The organism is Sphingobacterium siyangense (assembly GCF_007830445.1).
Classification (GTDB): domain Bacteria; phylum Bacteroidota; class Bacteroidia; order Sphingobacteriales; family Sphingobacteriaceae; genus Sphingobacterium; species Sphingobacterium siyangense.
The window spans coordinates 91,619-106,372 of record NZ_VLKR01000002.1 but is presented as its reverse complement, the minus strand read 5'-3'; the positions used below and the strand labels follow the sequence as shown (position 1 = coordinate 106,372).

Annotated in this window: 19 protein-coding genes; 3 read left to right on the top strand and 16 right to left on the bottom strand. The window is 39.5% G+C overall.

All coding sequences use genetic code 11. The features are described 5' to 3' along the window. The first annotated feature begins 14 nt into the window (after nt 1-14). Entirely contained in the window at nt 15-227 is a 213-nt protein-coding gene (locus IQ31_RS02785; RefSeq protein WP_120332699.1) for a DUF6965 family protein, read from the top strand. Nucleotides 228-256: 29 nt separating this feature from the next. Here the strand turns inward: IQ31_RS02785 and IQ31_RS02780 are convergent, their stop codons facing one another. The 7 genes from IQ31_RS02780 to dinB form a co-directional block, all read right to left on the bottom strand. Beyond that, complete coding sequence (locus IQ31_RS02780) at nt 257-634, bottom strand: response regulator (RefSeq protein ID WP_088162127.1); 378 nt, start codon at nt 632-634, stop codon at nt 257-259. Nucleotides 635-885: 251 nt separating this feature from the next. Beyond that, the gene (locus IQ31_RS02775; RefSeq protein WP_046674525.1) at nt 886-1,089 is read right to left on the bottom strand and encodes a YwbE family protein; all 204 of its coding nucleotides are present in this window, start codon (nt 1,087-1,089) and stop codon (nt 886-888) included. Between the two features lie 270 nt (nt 1,090-1,359). Continuing rightward, nucleotides 1,360-2,685, bottom strand: a complete 1,326-nt coding sequence (rseP, locus tag IQ31_RS02770; RefSeq protein ID WP_088162129.1) for an RIP metalloprotease RseP — start codon at nt 2,683-2,685, stop codon at nt 1,360-1,362. 16 nt (nt 2,686-2,701) lie between these two features. Next, complete coding sequence (locus tag IQ31_RS02765) at nt 2,702-3,859, bottom strand: 1-deoxy-D-xylulose-5-phosphate reductoisomerase (RefSeq protein ID WP_145327047.1); 1,158 nt, start codon at nt 3,857-3,859, stop codon at nt 2,702-2,704. Between the two features lie 15 nt (nt 3,860-3,874). After that, entirely contained in the window at nt 3,875-4,681 is an 807-nt protein-coding gene (locus tag IQ31_RS02760; RefSeq protein ID WP_145327046.1) for a beta-carotene 15,15'-monooxygenase, read from the bottom strand. Nucleotides 4,682-4,835: 154 nt separating this feature from the next. After that, a complete protein-coding gene (locus tag IQ31_RS02755) occupies nt 4,836-6,962 on the bottom strand; it encodes a S9 family peptidase (protein ID WP_145327045.1) in 2,127 nt (708 codons plus the stop codon). A gap of 144 nt (nt 6,963-7,106) precedes the next feature. Then, on the bottom strand, nt 7,107-8,204 hold the full coding sequence (gene dinB / locus IQ31_RS02750; protein WP_145327044.1) for a DNA polymerase IV: 1,098 nt from the start codon (nt 8,202-8,204) through the stop codon (nt 7,107-7,109). Between the two features lie 238 nt (nt 8,205-8,442). Here dinB and IQ31_RS02745 point away from each other — a divergent pair, with 238 nt between their 5' ends. Then, entirely contained in the window at nt 8,443-8,850 is a 408-nt protein-coding gene (locus IQ31_RS02745) for a hypothetical protein (RefSeq protein WP_075993279.1), read from the top strand. A gap of 44 nt (nt 8,851-8,894) precedes the next feature. Here IQ31_RS02745 and IQ31_RS02740 read toward each other — a convergent pair whose 3' ends face one another. The 4 genes from IQ31_RS02740 to IQ31_RS02725 are packed head-to-tail and all read right to left on the bottom strand — an operon-like array spanning nt 8,895 to nt 11,708. Continuing rightward, on the bottom strand, nt 8,895-9,851 hold the full coding sequence (locus IQ31_RS02740; RefSeq protein WP_342212500.1) for an exonuclease: 957 nt from the start codon (nt 9,849-9,851) through the stop codon (nt 8,895-8,897). A 1-nt stretch (nt 9,852) separates the two neighbouring features. Continuing rightward, a complete protein-coding gene (coaE, locus tag IQ31_RS02735) occupies nt 9,853-10,428 on the bottom strand; it encodes a dephospho-CoA kinase (protein WP_208734096.1) in 576 nt (191 codons plus the stop codon). A gap of 10 nt (nt 10,429-10,438) precedes the next feature. Next, on the bottom strand, nt 10,439-11,389 hold the full coding sequence (locus IQ31_RS02730) for a YbbR-like domain-containing protein (protein ID WP_120332691.1): 951 nt from the start codon (nt 11,387-11,389) through the stop codon (nt 10,439-10,441). A 49-nt stretch (nt 11,390-11,438) separates the two neighbouring features. Beyond that, complete coding sequence (locus IQ31_RS02725) at nt 11,439-11,708, bottom strand: DUF4872 domain-containing protein (RefSeq protein WP_145327043.1); 270 nt, start codon at nt 11,706-11,708, stop codon at nt 11,439-11,441. 257 nt (nt 11,709-11,965) lie between these two features. On the opposite strand from IQ31_RS02725, the gene IQ31_RS02720 reads away from it, so the two are divergent. Continuing rightward, the gene (locus tag IQ31_RS02720; RefSeq protein WP_145327042.1) at nt 11,966-12,601 is read left to right on the top strand and encodes a hypothetical protein; all 636 of its coding nucleotides are present in this window, start codon (nt 11,966-11,968) and stop codon (nt 12,599-12,601) included. A 113-nt stretch (nt 12,602-12,714) separates the two neighbouring features. Here IQ31_RS02720 and IQ31_RS27590 read toward each other — a convergent pair whose 3' ends face one another. The 5 genes from IQ31_RS27590 to IQ31_RS02700 all read right to left on the bottom strand — a co-directional run bounded on the left by IQ31_RS27590 (nt 12,715) and on the right by IQ31_RS02700 (nt 14,745). Continuing rightward, on the bottom strand, nt 12,715-13,182 hold the full coding sequence (locus IQ31_RS27590; protein ID WP_208734094.1) for an ATPase: 468 nt from the start codon (nt 13,180-13,182) through the stop codon (nt 12,715-12,717). After that, nucleotides 13,179-13,463, bottom strand: coding sequence for a hypothetical protein (locus IQ31_RS27585; RefSeq protein ID WP_208734092.1), 285 nt, complete (start codon nt 13,461-13,463; stop codon nt 13,179-13,181). Before IQ31_RS27585 ends, IQ31_RS27590 begins: the two co-directional genes overlap by 4 nt. Continuing rightward, the gene (locus tag IQ31_RS02710; RefSeq protein WP_088162140.1) at nt 13,442-13,681 is read right to left on the bottom strand and encodes a hypothetical protein; all 240 of its coding nucleotides are present in this window, start codon (nt 13,679-13,681) and stop codon (nt 13,442-13,444) included. The genes IQ31_RS27585 and IQ31_RS02710 overlap by 22 nt, the downstream gene beginning before the upstream one ends. 255 nt (nt 13,682-13,936) lie before the next feature. Further along, nucleotides 13,937-14,257, bottom strand: coding sequence for a preprotein translocase subunit YajC (gene yajC, locus IQ31_RS02705; RefSeq protein ID WP_145327041.1), 321 nt, complete (start codon nt 14,255-14,257; stop codon nt 13,937-13,939). A 26-nt stretch (nt 14,258-14,283) separates the two neighbouring features. Continuing rightward, nucleotides 14,284-14,745 (bottom strand): DUF1573 domain-containing protein, encoded by a 462-nt coding sequence (locus IQ31_RS02700; RefSeq protein ID WP_145327040.1) that lies wholly within the window; start codon nt 14,743-14,745, stop codon nt 14,284-14,286. Nucleotides 14,746-14,754 lie beyond the last annotated feature (9 nt).

The following is a 14,754-nucleotide window of genomic DNA, read 5'->3' as shown; positions in this document are numbered from 1 at the left end:
GCTATTTTTGTGGTATGACTCCAGAAGAATTACAACAATATTTTCAATCCAAAGACTTGCCTGAATCGTTAGAAATACAGCAAGATATGCAGGTCTTCGACGTACAACGTTTCTTGAGCACAAGTTTTATCCATGTTGGATTATGGAAAAAAGATCTAAGCAAATGTCCATCCTGGATTAGACTTCTTAAATTCAAGGATGCCTTAGAAAATAAAGAAGAGGCCTAACATCTGTTAGACCTCTTCTTTATTTATAGCTATATGCTAGGAGCAAGTTGTTTCATTAATAGTGGCATCTGTTCTTTCGAAAAGATCTCTTCTGCCCCAGCGTCCCGCAATTCCATCCGTTCATTTTCATCACTACTTGATGTCAGCCCAAATATTCGAATAGAGGGAAACCTCTCCCGTATGATTTTTGCCGTTTCTATCCCGTTTAATACAGGCATATGCAGATCTAATATACATATTTCAGGAAGTTCGTGCTCATTTTCATCGAGGTAGTCGATTAAATCCCTACCATTGGAAGCACAATAAACCAAATCCAATAAATGAGATTGAGCCATAGCTCGCATCAACACATGATGAATCAGCGCATCATCTGCGTAGACAACCGTACATTTATTTTTGGTATCCATTTGAAAAAGCTATCATTTTAATAATTATAAAAACAATATTATATAAATATGTAATAAAATAAAAAATACAGAAAAAAGTTAGCAATAATTATGTTATTATACAAATTTTATTTCAAAATGTTCACTATTAACAATCCAACAAGCTTTTAGTTTGATTTATACAATAAGAACATCATAGGTAGTAAATCTCTCCGTGTCAATACCGTTAGAAAAGATTAAGTAAAGAGAAATAAAGATCGGTAGCCTATACCTTAAAAATCATCTTCAATAATTTCAGCCACTCTTCCTACTTGGCCATCCGTCAACCTGACTTTAATTCCCCTCGAATGATATGAGGATGATGTCAGCAAGTCTTTCACAATGCCTTCTGTTAAATTTCCTGTACGTTGGTCCTTTTTTAAGATTATATTCACCAACATGCCTGGCTTTACATCTGCTCTATTTCTTCCATCCATGGTCAAACTTAGAAAAATTGTTTTTTAAATGCAATATAAATAAACAATTTATTGTTAGAAAAACCTTCGTCTCGTATTTTGGAACAGGTACAATGAAAGCAAATGAAACCCAATAGCGTAGATGAATGGTATAAACCGAACTGCAGGCTATTTTATTCAATACCTCCTTACCATAAAAAATGGTCGGAATTTCTTCCGACCATGATTGGCTTTAAGCCTTTTTTTATGGGATGTAGGCCATCAGCATATTGGCTGTTTGACCAATTGAATTTATTTAAATAGCTTAAAAATATCGTTTCCGAATATAAAGACCATTAAAGCCAATAAAATAAAGAAACCGACCATTTGTGCTTTCTCCAGGAATTTTTCGCTCAATGGCTTACCTTGTATCATTTCAACCAACAAGAACAATACGTGACCGCCATCCAAAGCTGGAATAGGCAATAGGTTCATAAATGCCAATGCCATAGACAACATCCCTACTAAGGACCAAAAACGGATCCAGTCCACTTCTGTGCCGAACAGGGTCGCAATTCCAATAGGACCAGATAATGCTTTATCGGCACGTACCTCCCCTTTGAAAATCTTGCCAAATCCTTTGGCGTTGTCCGTAATCACGGTAAATGCTTTTTTAGCGCCGATTGGAAATGCCTCCATCAAGCTATATTGCGTTGTAAAAGATTTGATGGAATAATCACGATTAATGCCTATTCCCAGCATGGCATCCGCAGGAACATTCCCTTGCAATGAAACTTCAGTTCCTTTGCGTAAAACTTTAATCGCTACAGCTTTATTGATATTCGCTTTTATTTGTGCTTTAAACTCGTCGAAGAAAGGAACCTGTACCTCATTCACCGCAATAATGCTGTCGCCTTTCACAAAACCCATTTTACTTGCTGCCGATCCAGGTGATACTTCAGCAACACTTGTTGTTTTAACACGTGGCTCGATGAACTTTTCCCCTTTCTTATCTGAAAGCGTGTTCAATAAATCGGCTGGAACTTTTACTTCTGTTGTTGCACCATTGCGCTCAACTGTAAGTGCCACTCCGCCCATCAATACTTTAGAACTGATCAACTCCGAGTAATTTTCGATACGGTGCCCGTCTATTGAAATCACTTTATCGCCAGCTTTCAAACCAATGGATTCACCAATGGATCCCGGAACAATACCGTTTACCAGCTGATCCATTTTGATATCTGTATTGCCCATTTTAAAAGTCAGCATCCAAAAGACAACAACGCCGACCACAATATTGACAATAATCCCCCCAAGCATAACGATTAAACGTTGCCAAGCTGGTTTTGATCTAAATTCCCAAGGTTGTGGCTCACCCTTTAATTGCTCAGTATCCATCGATTCATCGATCATACCCGCAATCTTGACATAACCACCTAAAGGCAACCAGCCAATACCATATTCACATCCTTTATAATTGAATTTAAATAATTTCACTCCCCAGGCATCAAAGAACAGATAAAATTTTTCCACCTTGATACCAAATGCACGTGCTGCTAAGAAATGTCCTAACTCATGTAGAACAATTAAAATTGACAAGCCTAAAATCACTTGTCCGACCATAATTAAAACACCCATGTATGCTTTTTAAAATTTAATCTTTGATTATTTCCTTTGTTATTAATCTTGCGACACGATCCGTCTCCAGATAATCATCCAGCGTCGGTGTCGCAATGAATTCTACTTTATCTAATGTTTGTTCAATAATATCACTCATTTCCAAAAACCCAACTTGATCTTTCAGGAAGGCATCCACAACAACTTCATTGGCTGCATTTAATACACAGCTTCTATTTCCGCCGGCACGAAGGCTCTCATAGGCAAGTGCCAAGTTCCGAAAAGTTTCCATGTCTGCTTTTTCAAAACTGAGCGTTGGATAGTCCATGAAATTAAATCGCTCAAAACTGTTTTCAAAACGTGCCGGATAGGTCAGTGCATACTGGATCGGCAATTTCATATCAGGAACCCCCATTTGGGCCTTCATGGAACCGTCCTGAAACTGAACCAGCGAATGTACAATAGATTGGGGATGTACAATCACATCGACCTGATCTATTGCCAGATTGAAGAGCCATTTTGCTTCAATCACTTCCAGCCCTTTATTCATCAAGGATGCTGAGTCAATCGTAATTTTGGCACCCATCGACCAATTGGGATGTTTCAAGGCTTCAGCCTTAGTCACTGCGAGAAGATCTGCTCTCTTTTTACCACGAAAGGGTCCTCCGGAAGCTGTGATATATATTTTCTCGATTGGATTATGCTCCTCGCCAGCCAAACACTGGAAAATCGCCGAATGCTCCGAATCTACAGGAAGCATGCGTACACCATATTCTTTCACTAAAGCCATAATCAGCTCACCGGCGACAACCAGCGTCTCCTTATTGGCCAGCGCAATATCTTTTTTCGATTGAATTGCTTGAACAGTAGGTTTTAATCCCGCAGATCCAACGATCGCATTCAAAACAACATCTACTTCTTCGTACTGCACCACTTCAACCAGTCCTGCTTCTCCCAAAAGAACAGCGATATCATGTCCTTTTAAAGCATCCTGCACATAACTGTACTGAAGGGAATCTGTTACAACAACCGCTTTGGGCTTAAACTCCAAGGCCTGTTTAACCAACAATGTGGCATTGCTACCACAGGTCAGAACGATTGCTTCAAATTTAGTAGGAAAGGCTCTAATCACATCCAAGGCTTGTGTACCTATACTTCCCGTTGCCCCTAAAATGGCAATTCCTTTTTTACTCAAAACCTTTGCTATTAATTAAAATATATTATTTAAAATCTTTGGATCCTCTCCCCCATGGTAATCCGCCATCATGGATCGGTAAGCGACCGAAACAACAATACTAGCCAAAGGTACCACCAAGAAAGAACTCACGAGGTTCAAAATAATAAAAATTATGTAATATTCTAAATAATTAAAATACATCTGCAATAACTGAAAAAAAGCAAATACAGCCAAAATCAATAATAGTTTGAATACATTGCCCTTTGTCAGTGCAAAACTGAAGCGTAATGACCTCAATGTGCCCGCGTGTTTATCAATAATGAAAAATGGATAAAATGCCACTCTAATAATCAAGATGAAAGTCAATATTGCCGCGACAAAAACAACAAACATCGTAAAGTTGCTCATCAACTCCATCCGATTGTCACCATTTTCAAATAGATAAAGGAATGGTAAAGAAATGGCTCCTAAAATCATCAGGAGTGCTATGGAGAGCACCATTATACTTAACATTGCGCCAAAAAAATAGGCGAGCTCCTTAGAACTAGGGATGCACTGGATCAATTTCTTATCATGATTTCCATCAATCAGACTTAAGATATACTTAAATAAAGTCATATTCAATCCGAAATACATCACCATGAAAAAAAATGCCATAAAACCACTCAACACCACATTGAAATCACTGATGGTGGTCGCGAGATAATTAGAGAGTCCGGAGGTCACGAACAGTAAAAAACAAAGCCCCGCCACTGAAAAATAATGTCTTTTCAGCAACTCCCATGACTTATTAAAAACCTCATTAACAGCAAAAGTACTTTCCTTTAGGAATTGAATCATTTTTTCTTTGAATAAACTTCTACAAAGATGCCATATTTTTTAATTTTCAACAATTTACACTCCCATAAAAATCATTTTTTTTATAATATTTAACATAAAAAAAAATCCCCTATCCGAATGGACAGGGGATTCTATAGGGTATATCGAACTATGCCTATTTAAATTCTTTGGGAAGCGGCTTCTCCAATAAGTATTGATAGTAGAAACGCGCACGCTCATTAGAATCATATTTACTTTTCGAACGGTCAAATCCATGACGGCTTCCCGGATAGATCATCAACTCAAAAGGAACACTTCGATCTGTCAATTTATCAACAAGTTGGATTGTATTCTGTAAATGAACATTATCATCCATATCGCCATGCATAATACGCAAAACGCCTTTATAGTTATTTGCGTAGGTTAACACAGAACCAGCTTTATAGCCTTCAGGATTGTCTTGAGGCGTATCCATCCATCTTTCAGTATAATGGCTATCGTACAGATCCCATGAGGTTACTGGAGCACCGGCAATACCAAAATCAAATACATCTGCGGCCTTCGTCATCGCTAAACAAGTCATATACCCTCCGTAGCTATGCCCGGTGATAAGCACTTTGTTTTTAGCTACCCAAGGTTGCGATTTTAACCATTTAACAATCGTTGAATAATCAATAATCTCCCAGTGACCAAGATTGCGGTGCATATAAGCAACACCTTGTTTACCAAAATGACCAGATGCCCGGTGATCTGCAGAGACTTGAATAATTCCTTCATTAGCCCAATATTGATTATTCGTTCCTTTCCAGGTATCTTTTACCGTTCCAGCATCAGGACCACCATAGATACTGAAAACAACAGGGTAAACTTTTGATTTATCGAAATTTGTCGGATAAGTAATTGTCAATGGAAGATCGAACAAACCATCATCTGATTTAAGATGTAAGTATTCGGTTTTACCATACGTATACGAAGCAAAATCAGCCGCTTTACTATCTGCTAACTGACGGACGACTTTACCTTGGTTATCCAACAAAGCAAACCGATCGGGTGTACTCACATTGGAGTATTTGGTAATAAAATACTTACCATCAGGCGATACATTGACATCGTGTGAGTATTCTCCGAAAGTCAGACGTTTTAAATTTTTACCCGAATAATCCACGCGGTATAAATCAAAACGTGCCGAATTTTCTTTACGTGCGGTAAAATAAATCACCTTATTTTTTTCATCAATCCGTTTTAATTCGGTTACCTGCCATTCGCCGGAAGTAATTGGATTGACCAATGTTCCGTCCAATTTATAGAGGTAGTAATGCGCCCAGCCCGTCTTATCCGATTTTAAGATATAATATTTGTTGTCCGCAAGATAGGTGATACGCTCATCGTGATCCAAATTGATCCATGAAGCCTGACGCTCGTCGTAGATTTCTTTTTTAGAACCAGAATTCGGATCCACTTGATAAAACTTCAAATTGTTCTGATCCCTGTTCATCCACTGCACCATCACATTTTTGCTATCAAAGGCCCAGTAAGGCTGCCCAAAATACTGATCATCTTTTTCGTTGAAATCAGCCCAGGTAACGTTCCCCCCATCGAGATGAACGATACCCACCTTCACCTCCGGATTTGGGTCTCCAGCTTTGGGGTATCTTGTCTCCTCCAGGTAACCATGCTGGCCTTTGGACGAATAAATCGGAAACATAGGAACCTTGGTATCATCGAAACGCATGAAGGCGATTTTACGGCTGTCCGGAGACCACCAAAAAGCTTTGTATTTTGTTGGACGCCCAAGAATTTCCTCGTAATATACCCAAGATGACCAACCATTATAAATAACGTCGGTACCATCATTTGTATATTGCATTTCCTTTCCCGAAGTCACGTCCACGCTATACAAATTGCTTTTGCGGGTAAAGGCAACATATTTACCATCCGGCGATAAGGTCGGATTCTGTTCAGCAACATCAGGAGAGTTGGTCAACTTCTTGGCTACACTATCTGTACTTTTCAGGAAGATATCATTGTTTTCGACATAGACAACCGTCCCTTCTTTAGGAGGAACTGTATAAATGCTTCTGTGACCTGATTTAATGTTAACCTGATATAAACGACCATCATTTACATCATTTTCCAGATAAGCTGTCCCGTCTGCCCAGCCAGGATACTGATTCGTGCGAACTGTCAACGATGGCTTTTGCCCCCAGGACTGTGCAAAATCCAATTTCTTTTGTGCAAAACCAACCTCATGCACTAAAAAAACGATAGACGCACCTAAGAGTACTCTTGAAACCGTATTCATTAATTTTTGGATATGTTTATTAATTATTTTGGCTAAGATAAAGAATTGTGACAAATAACGACGATTTTGCCTGTAACAAGCTTAATTCAGATTGCGCGTACCATATGGCTTAGCAAAGACTTGATTAAGCCGGATGATTCCTTGCTAAGGACGATGCTCGAAAAGTGTTAGCTGTATACCTTCCTTTGGAAAATCAGCTTCTTCCACAAAATTTGATATCGAAACACCCAACAACCTTACTTTGTTCACCAGCTCAACCTTACTCAACAAACTATGGGCAGTGGCGTAAATTTTGTCTTCCGAATCAAAACTATTTTCTAAGGTTATACTGCGTGTCAACTGAACAAAATCGGCATATTTAATTTTTATGGTTAAGGTTCTTCCAGAGATTTCCTTTTTCCCGATGCGTGTCCACAACTGTTTGCAGAGCCGTTGCAAAATGGTATTTAATTCTTCAAATGCTTCTACATCCTCGCCAAAAGTATCCTCAATCCCGACCGATTTACTGCTGCGATTGGGGACAACAGGACGGTCGTCGATCCCGCGTACGATACGGTAAAAAAAGTGCCCAGTCTTTCCAAACCAGCGCACCAAATCCTCCTCGCGTTGTTTTTTTAAATCGAGCCCAGTAAAAAGCCCCAGTTCATGCATTTTTTTCGCGGTTACTTTTCCTACGCCAAAAAACTTATCCACGGGCAATGACTCCATGAACTTGACAATTTTCGAAGGACCTATAAATGTTAAGCCGTTGGGCTTGTCCATATCCGAAGCAATCTTTGCAACAAATTTATTGACGGAAACACCAGCAGAGACGGTCAGATTCAACTCTTCTTTAATAGCCTCTTTAATTGCTTTGGCGATATCAATAGCCGAACCAATACCCTGTTTGTCTATGGTCACATCCAAAAAAGCCTCATCCAGGGAAAGCGGTTCGATTAAATCCGTATAACGGAGAAAAATCTCCCGAATTTGGTATGAAACCTGGCGATAAACATCGAAGCGAGGATAGGTAAAGATAATATGGGGGCACAACTGGAGAGCTTTTCGGGAGCTCATAGCAGATTTGACGCCAAACTTTCGCGCTTCGTAGCTGGCCGTTGCAACGACTCCCCTCCCATCCGGGGAACCACCCACTGCAATCGCTTTTCCCCGATATTCGGGAAAATCACGCTGATCTACAGAGGCATAAAATGCATCCATATCCAAATGAATAATCTTGCGATGTACCTGTTCGGGATCCATGATCCAAATTTACAAAAATTAGCATTATAGACTAAGAAAACCGAAAAATAACTAATAGAATTAGCAACACAGCACAAAGCGACAATCACTCGGCTAGCCAAGCGTCAATCTAAGTATAATGCATTCGTCATTATGCTGTTAATTATTTATCTTTAGGTGAAACTATCCGTTGGACAGAAAAATCATCGTTCCGGCGCATAGTCCTAGTCACTGCATTAAATGGTTTTAATTAGCACACATGATGGAAAATTTACCCGAACAAAAACCGAAAAAATCCGGATTTAAGAAGTTCTTACTCCTGCTGATCCTTTTCCTCCTTGTGGGGGCTGGCTCCTATGTTTACTGGAAGTATTACTATGTATTCGGTGAAGGTGTAAAATCTGGCTATCTTAATTATGCTGTAAAAAAGGGCAATATTTTCAAGACCTACGAAGGCAAGCTCATCCAGGAGGGATTTGGAAGTATCAAAACGGGTGGTATCGCCAGCAATCAATTTGAATTTTCTATTGAAGATGATTCGATATTCCGTCAACTGGAGCTCAATAGTGGAAAATACTTCGATCTGCGCTACAAAGAATATCATGGTGTCCTTCCCTGGCGCGGAAACACGGTTTATATCGTTGACAAAATTGTCAATATGAAATAGCGAACTCCGCTAGGTTTACCAGCGGAGTTATCGACACAACTTACTTATGCAGAAAGCACATCACGCACGATCAATTTTTCGTTGAAATAACGTTTTAAAATGCTTCCGTCACCGTGTAGTGTCCAAACTTCTTTGGGATTTACCATTTTAATGTACTGAAGAATGTCATTCCAGTCCACATGATCAGAAATATACAGCTCGATATCATTCTGAGCCTGTAAACGTTTCCAGCCTGAGGCAAATGCACGTAATACTTTGGTCGCCCTAAAATAACTATTGAAGGTCATCGGCGGTACCAAGTAAACTTTGTTCTGTTCGCCCTGTTTCATTTCTTTTCTGTTGTAGGGCTCGTAGTCTAATTTCTTCAGCCCGTGTTGATCATAAAGGCGATGGTAAGGCAATATTCCACTATGCACAAGCACTTTTCGATCCGGGCAGTACCTGTTGATCAAATCAGTAATTCGCTGCGCCTTGCCCAACACATAAGTACCTAATAAGATATTACTGGCATGTCCATCAAGTTTTTTTATCTCCTCCGCCGGATCGGGATGGCTGATATCCGGATTTGCAAAGGTACTTTCCGTAATGAGGACATCAGCCTGCTGCACTTTGATCGGCTCACAGGTATCATCAGCTTGTAACTTGTAATCGCCGGTGTACAAGTAACGTACCCCCCGATATTCCATTAGAATCTGTGCTGACCCCAGTATATGACCTGCTGGTAAAAATGTGATTTCGACTGCACCTATTTTAAAGGGACTATTAAACAATTTGACCTGATAAGAATCTTTGCGATTTTGTTTATACCGATAAGTCATAAAAACTGAAGTCGCATGTGTGGCATACACATAGTCGTGTCCTGAGCTGGCATGATCGCCATGGGCATGAGATACGACATTGTGCATAACGGGATTGCTGGCATCAATAAAAAAATCACCATAACGGCAGTAATAGCCTTCTGGCTTTCTGACTAAGAAGTCAGCCAATAGTGTAGACATCATATTATTTTAGAAACTTTTGATGCAAAGTCCACACCTGCGGTAATAGCGGAGTGGTTCCATCATTAATGATGACGAAGTCTGCCAATTTTAATTTTTCTTCGTCAGATAGTTGCTTATTAATTCGCTCCATGACCTGTTCCTCAGTAACAGCATCACGTTCCATGACACGTTTAACGCGTATGGGTAAAGGCGCAGTAACCAGTATGGTATAATCAAGATCCTTGTAGGACCCACTTTCAAAAAGCAAAGCAGCCTCTTTGAGTGAATAACGGGACTTTTGCTGTTCAGCCCAGTCCTTTGCCGCCTGAATAACGACGGGGTGTACAATGCTGTTCACAAGTTCGAGCTTCGCCTTGTCGGAGAATATCTGTTCAGCCAAAAAAGCCCGATCCAGTTTCCCATCCTTATAGGTCTCTTCGCCGAACTCCGCAATCAAGCGAGCTTTGATTCGCAAATCGGAATTCATCAATTCCTTCGCCTCATCATCAGCATTATAAACAGGTACAGTCATGGCTTTAAAAAGCTGACAGATAAATGTTTTACCGGATCCAATTCCACCTGTTATTCCAATCTTCATGAAAATATTGTTATTTACGTACAAAAAAGTCCACGTTTTGAGGTACAACGCTAATTACCTTACAATAGTCCGGTACTTTGGTCAGCAAAATAGGCAGATATTGCACCTCGTTTTTCTCCCAATCGGACAAATCGACCACTGCTTCAAAATCTCGCGATGTATAGTTATTATAATCTTTGACAGACATCAACACCGTGACGACAACTTTGCTCGGACTAAGCCTGACCGAGCTATAACGTTGGCCATTCTCCACTTTTACGGGCAACTCGATTATTTTCTCTGTCAATTCACCTACAGGCATGAGCACCTCGACCGAAGTCGGATAAACATTGATATTCGCTTTTTGGTTACGTGCCAGGTTGGCCACGGTCCGAACGTCGGTTTCGACTTCTTTCCCTCTAACGGTATCCGTTTCCCAATACTCGATAGCCGAAACATCCTCGTAAGGTCCGGTGATTGTCACATAAGCTGGTGTAACTTTGGTATCAGCGATAAAACCGTAGCCACGTTTAAATCCGATATTTGCAAGGGGTTTTACAGGCACCTTACGCTGGGTCTGTTTGGAAAAATCAAAAAACAAGGTATCTGGGCTAACTGACACCACGCGTTGTTCATGTGGAAACTGTCGGTTGATAAAGCCCAATTGGTTGGAAAAAACAATCCAGTCTTTGGTTTTTAACGAGCTTAGGTCCACCTGAACCTTTGGGGTTTCCAATGCAGCTTTGGAAAACAGGAATTGCCATCCTGTCATCTCCAGCTTCACTTTTACCGTATCGGATTGCTGGGGGTGAAATGCGCGTTTCTCGGGAAGATTGACATATTCAATCGCCGCCTTGACGGAAACAGTATATTGATTGGAGATCGAAAACAATAACCAAGCTAACAACGAAATTCCAACACAACGCACGAAGACATTAATCTTACGCCGTTGGGTCTTATTTATTCGAACTGCATTCGCCATGATACAAACTTAATCAATTTGCGTAAAAATCTGTGTTCTTATCTGCATTTCATCTTAAAGACAGCAATATTTCCATTGCATTTTTCTCTTTTGTGGCAATGGTTCTGAAAATTTCTGATGCCTGCTGCACATCATCAAAACTGGCTGTCTCCGCAATTTGACCAAACAATTCCGCCAGGGATGTCCACAATAATGCAATCTGCGCAAACTCATGGTGAACCTCAGCGATCTGCTCTATTCCGAGCAGATCATAACTTTCCTTAATAAAGTCACGATATAGATTTCGAAACAAGGCCCCTCCAGTACCTGCGTTTTCCATCAGTGGATCAAATCCTAAAAACAAATGAAAAACAACATCGCAAAAACGATTGTATTTGATAACTATTACGTTTTATATTTACAGGGGGTTAACGGGGGTATTACAGGGGGTTAACAGGGGTATAACAGGGGTCAATCCCCTGATAAACCCTTGTTAATACCCTGTAAAAATAGTGTTACTACTAAATTAATTAAGAAAATAGTAGTAAATTGACAATAAGCTCAATACAAGAATTATAAACTAAAAGAGGAATAGCTATGGCAATTTTACAAAACGGTCCGAATGGACCTATTATTGGTAAATTTGGATCGGTGAGTGCCTACATGTTGAAGGATCAAAATGTGGTGCGCGGCCCAAAACGAAAACGCAGCTCCCCACCAAGTGCGGCGGAACTCTTAAACAGAAAAAAACAGCAAGTAGCCGGTAAGTTTGCCGGCCATAATAAGCGGCTTCTTGAATTTGGTTACCAGTTTTTAGCGGAAAAAGGAAGTCGCGTAGGTGCATTCCAATTGGCACAACGGCATATTTTTAAAGAGGCCATCGAAATAGACGCAGAGAATAACCCTTTTGTTAATCCAGAACGACTGCTTCTATTTTCTGGTCCGCTAACCCCATTATCCAACTGCCAAGTCAGTATCAACAATGATGTAATCGACCTGAGCTGGGAAGCAGATGATCACTATAGTGATAGCGTATATAAAATCAACCTGGTATTATTGGACCCTTTTAATGAATCCCATTTAAGAACTTCTATCGCACCTGTAAGTGATGGATCTTGTTCCGTTCAATTTGACCGGTTAAAGCGAAAAATCACTGATTTCCATGTCTATGTCGCAATATGGGATACCTTAGATGGCGGTTTTTCGAATTCCATTTATTGTGGAGTAATCTAAAGCTTTGTTATGCTAACAATTTATATGAACGCTCTTGCCTGGGCTTTCTATTAACAGCATAAAAAAAGCCAGTTTTCTACGAAAACTGGCTTTCATTTCTTTCAGGAAAAAGCTTATTCGTCAATTTTATTAACAACGTATTGAATAAACCAATTTGGAAGCTTATTTTCCGGCAATAAAACAGTACCCCCTCCACGCAATACTTCTGCTATCAGAACCATTGTTTCATCAGAGTTGTCAAATAGATAAGCTTTTTCACTAGCTCTTATCGCTGGCAATAAATTGGTCAGTGTACGATAGTATCTTTCGACTATTTTATCTTTTGGCACACCATGCCCCCCCTTCTCTTTTCTAATTTCAACCCGAGAAATATTAATCAATGGATCATCCAAGCAAACAAAATAAAAATACGTCCTATATTTTCTTTCACTTGCTTCATCAATTTCATCCAATTTAGATGGATGACTCATAACAGTCTCAAATGAATAGCTGATACCATTTTCGAGTAAATGATACCGTATAAAAGAGGTAATAAGTGACGCTTCATAACTATGAGTATCTCTAGACTTATCTACGATCATATTTTCACGGATAGCAATAGATATAGGGTGTCCTGACTCTTCGGCCTTCCGTAATAGGCTATAGATTGATCCCTGCCTAGAAATTGATCCAAGTCTTCCTGAGTAAGTTTTAATCCAAACCTATTAAGATTTATAAATCCAGCTTTACTAATATCCTGTTCAATTTCGTCTGAATTAACAAAATAGCCAGTATTAAACTGGCTACTGATTTGCTTATATAAAGTTGATTTACCCGAACCATTTGGACCGGCAAATACCCTCAATCTTTTGGCCCTAGGCATAAAACAATACCTTTTTTTAATTTAACTTTACTCTTTATCCGATCTATTTTTTTAATAATCTGACGACTTCCGTCTACACGTTTTTCAACAACATATCCGCCCTCAATGATCTGGATCGATAAATCTAAAGCCCGGTTCTCCTTATTCGCAATTTCAGAAGCCTGTTTCGCTGCTTGATTTAATTTTCTGCGTTCTTCTTTCAATTCTAATGATGTCATAATAACCTCCGATGTCTAAATATACAAAATATTCACTATACTAATTCGAATAGGGATACATTTTAGACTAAATCTCGTAAGACGAAATTATAAAATTGCTACCAAAATATTATTTTATGTTATCAAAAATCAGGGATATCAGTGCACCTTTTTTATATTCGGGATTCGTTCCCCAGCGTAATCGTTTTACCGGGAACATAATAAAAAAAGCCAGTTTTCGTAGAAAACTGGCTTTCATTTCTTTCAGGAAAGAGCTTAAGAAGCGCTCTTCTCCGTATTGTTAGCAGCCTTAGAAGCATCTAAAGCAATTGCTGATTTATCAAAACGGATTTTTACACCCGAACCTACATCGACTAAGAAAGTAGTGTCTGATACTTCTACAATACGGCCATGAATACCAGCTGTAGTTACCACTTTTGAATTTACACCTAATTGCTCAATATATTTCTTATGGTCTTTTTGCTTTTTCATCTGTGGTCTGATCATGAAGAAATAAAATACCACAACTAGACCAACCATCATTATCAGTTGACCATAACCGGCGCCACCTGCTGCTTGTAATAATACTGTATTCATTTGTTATTATATCGTTTAATAATGTGTTATTTTGCTAATACTTCGCCTTTGAGCTGCACCGTTGTTAAGCCATTGGAAGCATTCGATTGAATCGTAATGATCTTCTGCTGTTTACCAACCTGTCCTTCACTATTGAAAGTTACATGGATCTCAGATTTTCCACCTGGCAAAATAGGGCTTTTCGAAAACTCAGGTTGCGTACAACCACATGAAGCAGTCACTTTCGAGATAATAACAGGTGCATCACCCGAATTTTTCAACACAAAGGTATGTTTTACCTGTGCGCCTTCCTTCACCTGACCGAAATCAAATGCAGACTCTTCAAATTCTACTTTTCCCAATTGTGCTGCTGCCTTAGAAAGGCTATCCGCAGCTGCTGTTTCAGTCGCTGTCGTGGCTCCTTCTTCTTTTCCTTTTTGTGCATTTCCACAAGAAAATAAAAGTACTGCCGACAAAGCTAAAACCGAATATTTGCCAAAGTTTTTCATTCGTATAAA

Bases quoted from the DNA above. Each gene is read 5' to 3' on its own strand.
- IQ31_RS02785 (WP_120332699.1), top strand. From the start codon at position 15: ATGACTCCAGAAGAATTACAACAATATTTTCAATCCAAAGACTTGCCT.
- IQ31_RS02780 (WP_088162127.1), bottom strand. From the start codon at position 634: ATGGATACCAAAAATAAATGTACGGTTGTCTACGCAGATGATGCGCTG.
- IQ31_RS02775 (WP_046674525.1), bottom strand. From the start codon at position 1,089: ATGGATGGAAGAAATAGAGCAGATGTAAAGCCAGGCATGTTGGTGAAT.
- rseP (WP_088162129.1), bottom strand. From the start codon at position 2,685: ATGGGTGTTTTAATTATGGTCGGACAAGTGATTTTAGGCTTGTCAATT.
- IQ31_RS02760 (WP_145327046.1), bottom strand. From the start codon at position 4,681: ATGATTCAATTCCTAAAGGAAAGTACTTTTGCTGTTAATGAGGTTTTT.
- IQ31_RS02755 (WP_145327045.1), bottom strand. From the start codon at position 6,962: ATGAATACGGTTTCAAGAGTACTCTTAGGTGCGTCTATCGTTTTTTTA.
- dinB (WP_145327044.1), bottom strand. From the start codon at position 8,204: ATGGATCCCGAACAGGTACATCGCAAGATTATTCATTTGGATATGGAT.
- IQ31_RS02745 (WP_075993279.1), top strand. From the start codon at position 8,443: ATGATGGAAAATTTACCCGAACAAAAACCGAAAAAATCCGGATTTAAG.
- IQ31_RS02740 (WP_342212500.1), bottom strand. From the start codon at position 9,851: ATGATGTCTACACTATTGGCTGACTTCTTAGTCAGAAAGCCAGAAGGC.
- coaE (WP_208734096.1), bottom strand. From the start codon at position 10,428: ATGAAGATTGGAATAACAGGTGGAATTGGATCCGGTAAAACATTTATC.
- IQ31_RS02730 (WP_120332691.1), bottom strand. From the start codon at position 11,389: ATGGCGAATGCAGTTCGAATAAATAAGACCCAACGGCGTAAGATTAAT.
- IQ31_RS02725 (WP_145327043.1), bottom strand. From the start codon at position 11,708: ATGGAAAACGCAGGTACTGGAGGGGCCTTGTTTCGAAATCTATATCGT.
- IQ31_RS02720 (WP_145327042.1), top strand. From the start codon at position 11,966: ATGGCAATTTTACAAAACGGTCCGAATGGACCTATTATTGGTAAATTT.
- IQ31_RS27590 (WP_208734094.1), bottom strand. From the start codon at position 13,182: ATGATCGTAGATAAGTCTAGAGATACTCATAGTTATGAAGCGTCACTT.
- IQ31_RS27585 (WP_208734092.1), bottom strand. From the start codon at position 13,463: ATGCCTAGGGCCAAAAGATTGAGGGTATTTGCCGGTCCAAATGGTTCG.
- IQ31_RS02710 (WP_088162140.1), bottom strand. From the start codon at position 13,681: ATGACATCATTAGAATTGAAAGAAGAACGCAGAAAATTAAATCAAGCA.
- yajC (WP_145327041.1), bottom strand. From the start codon at position 14,257: ATGAATACAGTATTATTACAAGCAGCAGGTGGCGCCGGTTATGGTCAA.
- IQ31_RS02700 (WP_145327040.1), bottom strand. From the start codon at position 14,745: ATGAAAAACTTTGGCAAATATTCGGTTTTAGCTTTGTCGGCAGTACTT.